The organism is Mesorhizobium sp. M6A.T.Cr.TU.014.01.1.1, from assembly GCF_004022765.1.
Taxonomy (GTDB): domain Bacteria; phylum Pseudomonadota; class Alphaproteobacteria; order Rhizobiales; family Rhizobiaceae; genus Mesorhizobium; species Mesorhizobium mediterraneum.
This window is the reverse complement of sequence record NZ_RZPG01000022.1, coordinates 41,741-53,926: the sequence shown is the minus strand read 5'-3', so window position 1 is coordinate 53,926 and position 12,186 is coordinate 41,741. Positions and strand designations below refer to the sequence as shown.

Here is a 12,186-nt window from a genome sequence, read left to right as displayed (position 1 = left end):
AAGGCAAGGGGCGAGGGGCGGCGCAAACCTGGAGTGATTGCCCTTCGCGGTCGCTCAAACGCCCCTCACCCAATATTCTGAATCCGCCCCCAGGTGCTCTTGGTTCCCCAGATGCCGGAGCGTAGCGCCTCGAGCTGCACGATCTGGCTGTGGTCGACGAACAGATTGATCTCGTTGCCGTAGTTCTTGACGTACCATTCGAAGACCGCCGGGTCGGCGGCTTCGAACATCACCTTCTCCAGCTCGAGCTCGTTGATTATGCGGGCCACCACGTCGGTGCGCCAGGACGTGACGTTTTCGGTGACCCCTTCACTCTCGATCATGATGATGTCGGCGCCGGCATCGAGGGCGCGCCGGGCCTGTGCGACCAGCCAACCGGCATCCCTGGTGCCTTCGGCTTCGAGCTCGTTGGCCGACGTGTCGCCACCGGCCCCGAACTGGATTCCGAGTTCCGGCTTGGCCTTGAGCCCGGCCTTTTTCACGGTTTCGACCAGGCGCAGCAGCGCTTCCGTGGGGAGGCTGATGAAGCCGGTGGAGATCTCGATCACATCGAACCCGAGCGCCTTGGCTTCCTCGATGTAGCGGTCGACGGCGTCCGGGCCGAAACGGAGGACATTCTCGATCCAGCCGCCCGTCGACACATAGGCATCGTGATCATGCGCAAGCTTGTTGATCGATTTCACCGCTTCGGGCGGCATCAGGGCGAATGATCCGCCGGCAAACTTGATGCCGTCGATCCAGTTGCCCATGATTTCCAGGACGTCGGCCAGATGGCGCGGCCCATAGGCGCTGTAATAAGGCCCGCGAATCTCGGTCAGGCCGGTCTTGCGCGGCTTGGAAGAGCGTGCGGCGCGCGGGATGAAGGAGAAGGCTGTGTCGGGCATTTCTGGCCTCGGCGGTCGGTTCTCCTGCGTTAACGATTTGGCCCGCGATCCGATCCCGCGCAAATTGGGCTGGAACCCTTGGCGTCACTGGTTGTTGGCGGGGAAGGAGGTCTGGGATGCCGCAGATCGCGAACAATGCCGCCGCCCGAAGCAGCGCAAAACTGTTCCTGTGCGGCGACGTGATGCTCGGGCGCGGGATCGACCAGATCCTCGCCAATCCGGGCGACCCGCACCTGTCCGAGCGCTATGTCAAATCGGCGACGACCTATGTCGAGCTTGCCGAACGCATCAATGGCCCGATCCCGAGAAAGGTCGCCGATGCGTATGTCTGGGGCGATGCGCTCGCCGAATTGGAGCGTGAAGCGCCCGATGCGCGGATCATCAATCTCGAGACCAGCATCACCACCAGCCTGTCCTTGGCGCCCAAGGGGATCAACTACAAAATGAACCCCGCAAACATCGGCTGCCTGGCGGCGGCGCGGGTCAGCTGCTGCGTGCTCGCCAACAACCATGTGCTCGACTGGGATGAGCCTGGCCTCGTCGAGACCATCGACACGCTCCGGCATGCCGGCCTCGCCTATGCCGGGGCCGGGCTTGACGCGGACGAGGCGGCGGCGCCTGCCGCCATCGAACTGGCCGGCGGCGGCCGCGTGCTCGTCTTCGGCTTCGCGCTCGAGACAAGCGGCGTTCCAGCTTCATGGGCAGCCGGAGCCTACAAGCCAGGGATCAATCTGCTGGCGGATGTCTCTGCCCGGTCGCTCGCGCAGATCGCCCGATCCGTGGAGGCCATAAAACAGCCCGGCGACCTCGCGGTGGCCTCGATCCACTGGGGCGGCAACTGGGGCTACCAAGTCCCCGCGGAAGAACGCGCGCTTGGCCATGCTCTTGTCGATGTTGCAGGTTTCGACGTCGTGCATGGGCACTCTTCCCACCATCCCAAGCCGATCGAAATCCATGACGGCCGGCTGATCCTTTATGGATGCGGCGACTTCCTCACCGACTATGAGGGAATTACGGGCTACGAAACCTTTCGCGGTGAACTTGCGCTGATGTACCTGCCGCGGCTCGCCATACCGGACGGCACGCTTGTTTCGCTCGACGTCGTGCCGTTCCAGCTCCGCAAATTCCGGCTAAACCGCGCCTCGCCCGAAGATGCCGCCTGGCTCGCGGCGATGCTTGAGCGTAAGAGCTCGCCTTTCGGCACTCATGTGGCGCTCGATAACCGTCTCACTGTCCTTTGGTGAAGCGCCTGCGGTCAGCAGCCAGCGATACTAATTTTCAAGCCTCTCCGGCCGTCCTCGGCCAAGCGCACCGTCGGCGCGGGCCTGCAGGTAGGCATAGATGTCGTCGATGTAGGGTGCGACGTTGGGGTCGTCGGCGAAGCCCTTCATCACCGAAGGGCCGATGCGCACGCCGTCGCGAACGTTGCGGCGGAAGACCTCGATGGCGGGCAGCCGGTCGACAAGGGCCGAGGCGAACGTCGAGCCCATGCCATCGGGGCCATGGCAGTGATTGCAGCTGCCATGGTAGCGACGGAAGCCGTTGTAGGTTCGCGCGTCGACCTTAGCGCCGACAACTTCGTAGAACTTGCCCGCGGCCAGCTCAGCTTGCGAAGACGCGCCGAAGCCAGCGGCAACGGTAAAGACGACGACAGCCGGGATGAGCCATGGAGACATCGCCAAGGACGCGCGTGCGAAGAGTGACTGACTTCGACTAATCGCCGCTGAGCGCTGTCGCGAGCGCAAGCGAAAATCCAAAATAGTTGGAACCGTGCGGATTTTCGCTGGGTTTGGCGCGCCTCCGCTCGTCCCAAACATTCGCGCCGCTACTCGAAACGTCTCAGTCGAAATTGGCCGGTGACGAGAACGGCCGATTGGCGTCGACAACGAAGATGGCCAGCTCATCGAGATCGCTTGTGCCGGCGTTGAACACCTCCATCGGCGTGTCGGCCCCGTGTCCGACCATCGTCGTGCCGGCTTCGGCATAGGCCACCCCGTGGGGTGTTCTCTGGCCGAGCTTGCCGGCCAGCACATAGAAGGCCTCCGGTCCCGGATGCGTATGGATCTTCGTCTTGACGCCGGGCGCTCCACCGGCGCGGTTGACGCGCAGCAAATACTCGCTTGCGCTGATCGGAGGGACCGGTCCGATCTCGACGACCTTGGTTCCGCCGGTCGTAGAGCCATCCTTCGCTCCAAGCGTGAACAGCCAGACCTTGCCTGCAACCTCCGCCGCAAGCGAGGTCGGGCCCGCAGCGCTTTGGGCCTGCGCCAGCGTTGGGAAATTTTCCAGCCGCCAGTACAACGGTCCGGAGGGCAGTTCCCTCACCTTTTTCTCAACCACCGGCTCGACGGCGAATTTGCCGTCTGCGGGCATTGAGGCTGACGTCGTCAGTCCGAAAGCACACAGTGAGAACATAAGCAGGCCAATACGGCGGGCGCTGAGGGAATGCCGCTTCATGGTTGGTCCTCCTATCGATGCAACGTGCCCCGGATTGCGGTTGATCGGCGGCTACGATGATGCAGCCAGCGCCGCCGCAACGCGCCTGCCCCCGGATCACTCGACGGCGGTCATCAGTCAACGGCGAGCTTCGGAGAAGAAACCACGATCCCGTCTATCGGATGCGGGCTGACGACAAGCTTACCGCCAACGCGCAATATCTCGACGATCTGGTCCGACTCTCCCAGCTTGCCTGGCACCGAGAGCGCGACCTTCTGATTCTCGGTCAGTGTCGCCACGAAACGCACGGGCAAGCCAGCCTCGCCCTGCGCAATTGTGGTGACCACCCGATAGCCGTCCTCCTCCGGCGTGTAATAGACGACACCAAGAAAGCCGGCGAGATCGATGCTTTCGGCCTTCATGGCTCCAAGCTCGCCGGCATGCGCGGGCATCGCCGCCACGCAAAGTGCTGCAAAAGCAATGTACCTGTACATAATGCTGCTCCATCCCGAATTGTCCGGGCCGAACCCGGCTCAAGGTTTCAGCAATAGCGGTCGTGCGCCGTGATAGTCGGCGCACGCAGGCAGAATTCTTGATTAGTCCCCCCGGCTGCATCACTGTGGCGAAGGCTCGCGAGCCGGGAACGGCGCTGAACCCCACTGGTTGTCACAGTTCCGTGTGACCTTTTCTTCTGGGGCGCAAGCATTTCACTGCCCGGTTGCTTGCGCATCCCCTGTTTGGGGGAGATAATCGGAATTTAAGCGATCGCTAAAGTTTGGAGAGGCGAGAGCACCTGTGAGAGCGCGCGGCTTTCCGCGTCGGACGCGCTGTCGACATGCGGGGGGCCGTCGATGGCCAAGGCATTGTCGCATCATGAGCTGTCGAAGCTGATCGGCTCGATCTACGATTGCGCACTCGACCCGGAGCGATGGGAGCACGCGCTTGCCGGGATCAGAGATGCGCTCAACGCCCAGACCGCGGTCCTGCACCTTGACGACCTCACCAACGACCGGCTGCTGATCCACAGGACCGTGGGAATAGAGCCATACTGGCTGGAGCAACAGGCGAAACATATCCCCGAGATCCATGCTCGGCTGATCGAGGATCTCGCGACATGGCCTTCACTCGAAATGCCGCATGTGGTCTCACGCCATATCCCTCAAACCGCCGTGGAGACCTCCCGATATTTTCAGGAGTGGCTGAAGCCGCAAGGCCTGGTCGACGTCATGTCGTTCTTCCTGATCCACACCCCTACCCGCCTTGCGGGCTTCGCCATTGCCCGGCATAAGCGGCAAGGCATTATCACCCAGCGTGAAATCAAGCTTGGTGGATTGTTGCTGCCGCATGTGCGCCGCTCCGTGATGATCAGCAACATGCTCGACATGGGCACGATCGAGCGCGCACGGGTGGCCGAGGCGCTCGATGCGCTCACATGCTTCGTAGTCCTCACTAATGAACGCGGCGCGATCCTGCACGCCAACCACGCGGCCAAGCACATGCTGCGGAGCGGCGGCCCGGTCCAGGATGTCCGGGGCATTCTGCAAGCGAAGATCCCGTCGGCTTCCAGGGAGCTTCACAGCGCCATCATGCTTGCGGCTCAGGATGATGCGAGCATCGGCAAGACAGGGCTTGCCGTCCTCCTTACCGAACCCGGCCTGCCGCCCGTCTTCGCCCGCGTGCTGCCGATGGCCGGTGGCGATCTGCGCGCCGGCATGGACCCCGCGGCGGTAGCCGCAGTGTTCATCGGCAATGCACCGGACGAGCACGACGCCGCCGACATGCTGGCGACAGCCTTTGGCCTCACGCTCGCCGAAACCCGCGTGCTCGCCAGTCTTCTCGCCGGCCACACCCTGGCCGAGACCGGCGCCAGCCTTCACATTGCCAGCACGACCACGAAGACGCATCTCGACAATATCTTCCAGAAGACCGGCGTCTCCCGCCAGGCCGATCTGATGCGCCTAGTCATGCAGATCGTTCCGCCCGCAGGGCAGCCTGGTCCCTGAACTACAGTCATTCACCGCTTTGGATACAGGTATCCAACGCCGCGGATCGTCTTGATCAGCTCCGGCTTGGCCGGGTCCTTTTCGAGCCGGCGGCGCAGCCGCGTGATACGGCTGTCGATGCTGCGGTCGAAGGGCTCGTCGCCCCTGGGTGGCGCAAGGTCGAGCAATTCGTCGCGACCAATGACTTGGCCGGCTCGGGTGGCGAAGGCGGCCACCAGATCAAGCTCCATCGGCGTCAGCGGAATGGCCACGCCGTTGGTGTCGACGAGGTTTCTCGCGCGGGCGTCAAACACATAGGTTCCGAAGGCGAAATGCCCGGCCGGCAAAGCGTCGGCATTGTTCAATCCCTTCGGCCTGCGCCTGCGCAACACCGCGGCGATCCTGGCTTCCAGCTCGACCGGTGCAAAGGGCTTTGCCAGATAGTCGTCCGCGCCGACCTCGAGACCCGCCACCTTGTCGAAGACCGAATCGGCGCCGGTCAGCATCAGGATGCCGGTGTCGTGATGCTCGCGCAGCCAGCGGGCCAGGCTAAAGCCGTTCTCGCCCGGCATATTGAGGTCGAGAACGACAAGATCCGCCTTCGCCGCCGCGATCGTCTCGCGCAATTCGGCACCGCCGGATGCCGTGCGTATGCGGTAGCCTTTCGCCTGCAAATAGTCGGCGATCATGAACGCAACGTCGGTCTCGTCGTCCACGACAATGATGTCGGCCATGCGTTCCCCCCCGCGGCGAGCGACGCTCCAAACTACAGGGCGCATTAACCCCGGGTCAATGTGCCCCGTCTGCTGCCGATTTCGGGCTGGTTCGACACAATTGAAACAATAGAGGCCGGGAGATTCGGTTCGCGGCATCTTCGTGAAACATTGCGCGGTTATTTGTCGAACGGCCCAGGCGGATGGCCGAGCAGGCGGCTTGACAGGCCGCGGGCCGTTCAGTCCATTGGCCCGCACGGGAACAGCAACCGTCGTGACGGCGCATCCGTCTGTGGAGACCTCGCCGTGCCGACCTCCTCGAAGCTGTCCAGGCATTTCGCGTCGTTGATGGCGGCCTGCGTTTTGCCTCTCGTCGCGCTTGTCGCCGGCATCAGCCTCTACCAGTCCTACACCCTGCAACAGTCATTTTTTCCCTATTCGATCATTTTGGTCGTGTTGCTTGTCTCGGCATTCGCTTTGCACCGAATGCTTCTGAAGGAGGTCGTCGGCCCGGCGATCTCGCTTGTCGAGCATGTCCGCTCCGGCGCCGCCGGCGAAAGCACCGACCCCGGGGCCGCGATCAAAACCTCGGCGCTTTGGCAGCCCTGGATAGACATGGCTTCGAGCATCTTCGCCGAAAACCGCAGGGCGCTGCGCGAATTGGCCGACAGTGAGCAGCGCTACCGCAATGTTGTCGAGGCACAGACGGAATATATCATCCGGGTTGCGCCGGATGGGCGCATGAGCTTCGCCAATGACGCCTACTGCCGTCTTGTCGGCAAGACGCGCGAAGAGTTGCTGAGCCCGGACTGGCACTATTTCAACTCGTTTTCCGCCGATTTCGGCAGCTTCGACGAGATCATCGGTCGCGTCACCCCCGAACGGCCCGTTTGCGAAGTGGAAGAGACCGGCGCCCTGAGCGATGGCCGCGAGGTCCACATTCATTGGACCGATCGCGGCATCTTCGACGCCAGCGGCAAGCTCATCGAAATACAGTCGATCGGTCGCGATGTTGCCGAGCAGAAACTCGCCCGTCAGGCACTCGAGGCCAGCGAGCAGCGCTATCGCAGCGTGGTCGAGCTGCAGACCGAGTTCGTCGTCCGGATGTCGCCGGAGGGTCATTTGAGCTTCGTCAACGACGCCTATTGCCGGGCGTGCCGGATGACCCGTGAACAGCTTCTCGACCCGTCCTGGTGCGAACTCGATGTGCTGCCGCCCGACGAACGGCGCAGGTTCCTGGACCACCTTGCCCGCCTCACCCCGCAGGCGCCGGATGCCAGCATGGAACTTCTCAATGCGATGCCGGATGGCGTGCGCCGATGGCTCGCCTGGAACGATCATGGCATTTTCGACAGCGACGGGCGCCTTGTCGAAGTGCAGTCCGTCGGCCGCGACATCTCCGACCGCGTCCTGGCCGAGCAAGCCAGAATTGAAGCCGAGAAACTGTTGGCCGAACGGGAGGCGCAGTTTCGCGCCATAGCCGAAGGCGTGCCGCTGCCGATCACCATCTCGGCAATAGAAGGCCCCGAAATCCTGTTCGTCAACGAACCGGCGCGCAGGACGCTCGGCATCGAAGTCGGCCAGACCGGAGCCGAAGCGACGTCGACCTGGGAAGACCTCTCGCAGCGAGACCATCTCCTGCGGCTTTTGCAAAGAGACGGCATCGTCGATGCATTCGAAGCCGGCATGACCAATATGCAAGGCTCAAGAATGGATACGTTGGTTTCGGCGCGGCTGATCACGCAGGCCGGCCGTTCGGCCATGCTTGCCGCCGTCACCGACATTACCCGCCAGCGCGAAGCCGAGGCGGAGATCGCCCGCCAGCGCGAAACGCTGTACCAGTCGGAAAAGCTCTCCGCTCTCGGTTCGCTGCTGGCCGGCGTGGCGCACGAACTCAACAATCCGCTGTCGGTCGTCATCGGCTACAGTTCGATGCTAAAGGAATTCTCGACGGACAAGGCGACAGTGGGACGCGCCGACAAGATCCACGCGGCGGCCGAGCGATGCTCGCGAATCGTCCGCACCTTTCTGGCGATGGCCCGCAAGAAGCCGCCGACACGGGGCGCCGTCGACATCAATGAAGTCGTGGTCGCTTCGCTGGAGCTCGCCGCCTACAGCCTGCGTTCGGCTGGGGTCGAGATCCGCACCGAGCTGGCGGAACCGCTCCCCAATATCTGGGGTGATAGGGACCAGCTTCATCAGGTCATCACCAACCTGGTGGTCAATGCGCAGCAAGCTCTGCTGCAGGTCCCGCACCCGCGGCGGCTGACCATCGTCACGTCAGGGGAAGGCGATGCCGTCGAGGTGGTTGTCGCTGACAATGGCCCAGGCATGCCGGAGACTGTGCGCGCGCGCGCTTTTGAGCCTTTCTACACGACCAAAATGGCCGGCGAAGGCACCGGGGTCGGGCTGTCTGTCTGCCAGGGCATCGTGACGGCACACGACGGCAGCATAGAGCTGGATTCGACGCAGGGCGGCGGCGCACGGTTCACGGTCCGGCTTCCGAGCGGCAAGGCAGAGACGGCTCCTGCGCCCGAGGCTGCCGGAAGGGCGCCGCCTGCGCCATCGGCGGCACGAATTCTGGTGGTCGACGACGATGCCGACATTGCCTCGATGATCGCCGAGATGCTGCGCCGCGACGGCCACGACGTCACCATTGCCGACGATGCGAATGCCGCCCTCAAGGCTGTGCGCGCGGATGGAATCGATCTGTTGATCAGCGATATACGCATGCCCGGCCTCGACGGCCCCGGCCTCTATCGCGCGCTGGAGCAACTGCGTCCCGGACTCGCCAATCGGCTTCTGTTCGTGACCGGCGACACGCTGGCGCCCGAGATCGATCGTTTCATCGGCGAGACGGGCGCGCCGGTGATCGAGAAACCACTCGATCCGCAGACCTTTCGCAGGCTCGTGATGGAGCGCCTGAGGGCGATGGAGACCAGCGCAATGGAAGAGGCTAAAGCGTGACAAAACAGAAATTGCTCATTGTCGACGACGAAGCGCCCTTGCGCGAGATGCTGTCGGATTACCTGCTCATGCACGGCTTCGACGTTCGATCCGTTCCGGATGGGGCGGGAATGCTGACCGAACTCGATCGCTTTGGCCCCGACCTCGTCATTCTCGACGTCAATCTCGTCGGCGAAAGCGGCTACGACCTCGCCCGCGAAATCGCCAAGGGCAGCCGCGTCGGCATCCTGATGCTGACCGCGGTCGGAGACCTGCCGCATCGGCTCGAAGGTCTTGCCGCCGGCGCCGACGACTATATGGCCAAGCCGTTCGAGCCGCGCGAACTCCTGGCGCGTGTCAGGAGCGTCATCCGGCGCCTGGGCGAGGAAGAACAGACCCCGGAAAATCGCATCCGTTTCGGTGACTGCATCCTCGATATGGACGGCCGCACGATGGTCGATTTGGATGGCGCCGACGTGCAGTTGACGTCCATGGAATTCGACCTGCTGTGCGTCTTCGCGCGCCATCCCCGGCAGATATTGTCGCGCGACCAGCTGTGCAGGCTGGCCCACAACCGCGACCTCGAGCCGGGCGACCGGAGCATCGACATCCGCATCACCCGACTGCGCAAGAAGTTCGAGAGCGAGCCCGACGCTCCGACCGTTCTGGTGACGGTTCGCGGCGAAGGCTATGTCTACGAGCCTGCCCAGGACGAGGCGCGGCGCCGGTAGATACGGCGCTTCAAAGAGGCTGAGCCGTCCAGCTGTGACGGTTCACAGCTTACGCGATCGGCTTGCGCGCCCGGCGAAATTCCCTTCGCAGGCTTCGAGCCGTGTCGCGCGCGACCGGTATGGTCCAGCGCGCGGTCATCGTCGCGATCAGCAGCCCGGCAACCGGATCGATGAAGCGGGCAATGATCGTGCCTTCCCAAATCATGGCTGTTGCGAGCGACGCGGCGATGAGCAGGTTCGACGAGAGCTTATCCGAGAACAGACAGATTTGCGCGCGGGCCAGCGCGGAGGCGGCAACCATGTTGCGGGCCTTCCACCGGCGCAGAATCCAGAAATTGATCGCCGCGTAGGCCACGTTCAGGCTCATGGCGAGAACAACGCCGGAGCCATGCGGTTCGACACCGCCGGCCCCGATGCGCTGGACCGCGACGCCGGCGACGACAGCCATTGAAAGGCACATGCCGACGGCAGCAAGCGCGTTGACGAGCGTTTCAGCCATGGCCGCTCGCCGCGTGCTCATGCCCAGTTTCTTGCTGCCGCCAGCCACAACCAGGACGGAGACCAGCACCAGCATGTCTATCAGCGTCAGCGCGAGATCGGCGCGAATGGTCAGCGATGTGGATGTCGCCGCCGCATATGCCGTCAAAAGCAGGCCCGGGGTGCCCGCCAGCACCGCCAGACGTGCCGTTCGGGCAGCCGTCGCCTCGCCGTTCAGTCTGTCATCGGTTTTTCGCGCAGGTTGCATCGCCAGAGATCTCCTCGTTCTGGCGTCACCGATGAGGCAGGGATGTTGCACTGATTTGCCGATTTGCCGGCTGAAGGTTTCCTTTGTGTCGCCGCACCGGGCGCACGCCGCGATTGTTCATTTGAGGGGATGCAGACGCGGGGCGTCATGCCCGTCTGCATCACGACAAGGCGGACGTTCGCTGATCAAGCGCACTGCCCGGATCGCAACAACTGAAACAATTCGGACGGATTTCGGCATTCGTCCGAAACAGTCGGGAGCGAAAAGCCGCGCCCATGGAGCGAACCCGATGGGACGGCTCCGCTGAAAACGAAAAGGGAAATCAAGATGAATCGCTTCAAGACTTACCTGGCTGCTGCCTCGGCAATGGCCTGCCTCGCCGCACCGGCTAGCGCCGGAGGCCCGGAAGGCATGAACGGCAAATCGCTGAACGGCCTGCAGCTCAATGCTGTGACCAGCAACGCGGTGACCAGCAACGGCCTCGGCGTTCTTGCACTCAACGGCGTGCATGCCGACGGCATCGTTCTGGCGAAAAGCCTCGCTCCGGCCGGCGGCTCCGTCGTCCACTCGAACAACGGCAATTTGCCGGCTGTTCAGCACGGCAATGTCCAATCCTCGACCATTGGTAAGAAAAGCAATGGCCTTCCGTCTGCCCAGCACGGCACTGGCAGCGACGCCGGGACTAACCCTGACCGGCCGACTCCTTCGCCGAGGCGTTGAGGTCCGCACCCCGGCGCCCGTCGTCAATAGAACGGATGGCGTTGTGCTGTCCGTTCTCATTGGCCGCGCTTCACCTGCCAGATATGCCGTCAGGAGCCAACAATGTCAGCCCACAGAAACCGCCTCGTTCAAATCGGCCGCCACGCGTTGGTCGCTGTCGCCGCAGCCATTTCCAGCATGGCCGCCATGCCTCCCGCCGAGGCCGGGACCGGACAGGCGATCAGCTCGATCTCCGTTGTCGGCACCAGATTTGAGGTGACGACGGCAGATGGTCGCGTTGTCGCTCAGGAGGATCTCGTCGGCGCCGTTCTGACGATTGGCGATGGACAGGACCGGGTGCCGCTGCGCATCGACGCCGTCGAGATCGATCCGAGGAACCCGGATGGGGAGATCATGCTCTACACCATGTCGGCCCGCGACGCGGCAAGCGGTGCATGGCGCAACATCTGCGAGCCGGACATAGAGGGCCGGCGCATGGGCTTTCCGCTTGCCGGCACCTGGACGCAGGACGGCCGCCATTTGCCGTCCGACACGGCGTTCAGCATTACCTGCACTGGCGGCGCCCAGGCGAAATGCGTGCGCTTTGGATATCGGCCTTGGAAGACGTCGTCGGACGGCACATCGCTGTGGGATCATCATCAAGCATGCACCCGCATGATCCGCGCTGATTATTGCGGCGATGGCGTCGGCCATACCCGCAACGGGACGCCGATCGTCATCTATGATCGCAAGGGCATTCAGCAGGACGAGGCCGCGCCTGATATGTCGTTCGAGGCGGCGTGGAGTGCCGACGGCGCGCTTTGCGTCAGCCACACCAGAATACCCGACGTGCTCACGATGGAGGGTCTGGCGGCGATCTGCCCAGGCGTGCGGCAGCAGCCACAGATTGCGGCGTGCGAAAGCGATGCCGGGGCGCTGATCCTCAACCGTTCGATCGATCCGCGAACGGTTCAGGCCGCAGCGAAATAGTCATAGCGCGGAAGATCTGCTGGGCTTGTCGGAGTGCGGTTGTCCCGAATGGTCAAACGC

12 protein-coding genes are annotated in these 12,186 nt (G+C 63.3%); 6 read left to right on the top strand and 6 right to left on the bottom strand.

What is annotated here, in order from left to right:
* Window positions 1-65 precede the first annotated feature (65 nt).
* Window positions 66-884, bottom strand: a complete 819-nt coding sequence (locus EN885_RS23250; protein ID WP_128243460.1) for a phosphosulfolactate synthase — start codon at window positions 882-884, stop codon at window positions 66-68.
* 116 nt (window positions 885-1,000) lie between these two features.
* Here EN885_RS23250 and EN885_RS23245 point away from each other — a divergent pair, with 116 nt between their 5' ends.
* The gene (locus EN885_RS23245) at window positions 1,001-2,128 is read left to right on the top strand and encodes a CapA family protein (RefSeq protein ID WP_128243459.1); all 1,128 of its coding nucleotides are present in this window, start codon (window positions 1,001-1,003) and stop codon (window positions 2,126-2,128) included.
* Window positions 2,129-2,155: 27 nt separating this feature from the next.
* Here the strand turns inward: EN885_RS23245 and EN885_RS23240 are convergent, their stop codons facing one another.
* The 3 genes from EN885_RS23240 to EN885_RS23230 form a co-directional block, all read right to left on the bottom strand.
* Entirely contained in the window at window positions 2,156-2,560 is a 405-nt protein-coding gene (locus tag EN885_RS23240; protein ID WP_128243458.1) for a c-type cytochrome, read from the bottom strand.
* A gap of 163 nt (window positions 2,561-2,723) precedes the next feature.
* A complete protein-coding gene (locus EN885_RS23235) occupies window positions 2,724-3,341 on the bottom strand; it encodes a cupin domain-containing protein (protein ID WP_126107012.1) in 618 nt (205 codons plus the stop codon).
* A 113-nt stretch (window positions 3,342-3,454) separates the two neighbouring features.
* Window positions 3,455-3,814: a hypothetical protein gene (locus EN885_RS23230; protein ID WP_128243457.1), complete on the bottom strand. Its 360-nt coding sequence runs from the start codon at window positions 3,812-3,814 to the stop codon at window positions 3,455-3,457.
* A gap of 357 nt (window positions 3,815-4,171) precedes the next feature.
* On the opposite strand from EN885_RS23230, the gene EN885_RS23225 reads away from it, so the two are divergent.
* Window positions 4,172-5,323 carry a LuxR C-terminal-related transcriptional regulator gene (locus EN885_RS23225; protein ID WP_128243456.1) on the top strand — a complete coding sequence of 384 codons (1,152 nt, stop codon included), beginning with the start codon at window positions 4,172-4,174 and terminating at the stop codon, window positions 5,321-5,323.
* Between the two features lie 11 nt (window positions 5,324-5,334).
* Here EN885_RS23225 and EN885_RS23220 read toward each other — a convergent pair whose 3' ends face one another.
* Complete coding sequence (locus EN885_RS23220; protein ID WP_095485638.1) at window positions 5,335-6,036, bottom strand: response regulator transcription factor; 702 nt, start codon at window positions 6,034-6,036, stop codon at window positions 5,335-5,337.
* Between the two features lie 285 nt (window positions 6,037-6,321).
* Between EN885_RS23220 and EN885_RS23215 the strand changes: the two genes are divergently transcribed.
* Window positions 6,322-8,982, top strand: a complete 2,661-nt coding sequence (locus EN885_RS23215) for a PAS domain-containing sensor histidine kinase (RefSeq protein WP_128243454.1) — start codon at window positions 6,322-6,324, stop codon at window positions 8,980-8,982.
* Window positions 8,979-9,692, top strand: coding sequence for a response regulator transcription factor (locus tag EN885_RS23210; protein WP_128243453.1), 714 nt, complete (start codon window positions 8,979-8,981; stop codon window positions 9,690-9,692). The genes EN885_RS23215 and EN885_RS23210 overlap by 4 nt, the downstream gene beginning before the upstream one ends.
* 49 nt (window positions 9,693-9,741) lie before the next feature.
* On the opposite strand, the gene EN885_RS23205 is transcribed toward EN885_RS23210, so the two are convergent.
* Window positions 9,742-10,437: a hypothetical protein gene (locus tag EN885_RS23205; protein ID WP_128243452.1), complete on the bottom strand. Its 696-nt coding sequence runs from the start codon at window positions 10,435-10,437 to the stop codon at window positions 9,742-9,744.
* A 411-nt stretch (window positions 10,438-10,848) separates the two neighbouring features.
* Between EN885_RS23205 and EN885_RS23200 the strand changes: the two genes are divergently transcribed.
* Both EN885_RS23200 and EN885_RS23195 read left to right on the top strand, forming a co-directional pair.
* Window positions 10,849-11,157, top strand: coding sequence for a hypothetical protein (locus tag EN885_RS23200; protein ID WP_128243451.1), 309 nt, complete (start codon window positions 10,849-10,851; stop codon window positions 11,155-11,157).
* A 102-nt stretch (window positions 11,158-11,259) separates the two neighbouring features.
* Window positions 11,260-12,126, top strand: a complete 867-nt coding sequence (locus EN885_RS23195; protein WP_095485633.1) for an ADYC domain-containing protein — start codon at window positions 11,260-11,262, stop codon at window positions 12,124-12,126.
* Window positions 12,127-12,186 lie beyond the last annotated feature (60 nt).

Excerpts from the sequence above, each read along its gene's own strand:
- EN885_RS23250 (WP_128243460.1), bottom strand. The coding sequence starts at position 884 with ATGCCCGACACAGCCTTCTCCTTCATCCCGCGCGCCGCACGCTCTTCC.
- EN885_RS23245 (WP_128243459.1), top strand. The coding sequence starts at position 1,001 with ATGCCGCAGATCGCGAACAATGCCGCCGCCCGAAGCAGCGCAAAACTG.
- EN885_RS23240 (WP_128243458.1), bottom strand. The coding sequence starts at position 2,560 with ATGTCTCCATGGCTCATCCCGGCTGTCGTCGTCTTTACCGTTGCCGCT.
- EN885_RS23235 (WP_126107012.1), bottom strand. The coding sequence starts at position 3,341 with ATGAAGCGGCATTCCCTCAGCGCCCGCCGTATTGGCCTGCTTATGTTC.
- EN885_RS23230 (WP_128243457.1), bottom strand. The coding sequence starts at position 3,814 with ATGTACAGGTACATTGCTTTTGCAGCACTTTGCGTGGCGGCGATGCCC.
- EN885_RS23225 (WP_128243456.1), top strand. The coding sequence starts at position 4,172 with ATGGCCAAGGCATTGTCGCATCATGAGCTGTCGAAGCTGATCGGCTCG.
- EN885_RS23220 (WP_095485638.1), bottom strand. The coding sequence starts at position 6,036 with ATGGCCGACATCATTGTCGTGGACGACGAGACCGACGTTGCGTTCATG.
- EN885_RS23205 (WP_128243452.1), bottom strand. The coding sequence starts at position 10,437 with ATGCAACCTGCGCGAAAAACCGATGACAGACTGAACGGCGAGGCGACG.
- EN885_RS23200 (WP_128243451.1), top strand. The coding sequence starts at position 10,849 with ATGAACGGCAAATCGCTGAACGGCCTGCAGCTCAATGCTGTGACCAGC.
- EN885_RS23195 (WP_095485633.1), top strand. The coding sequence starts at position 11,260 with ATGTCAGCCCACAGAAACCGCCTCGTTCAAATCGGCCGCCACGCGTTG.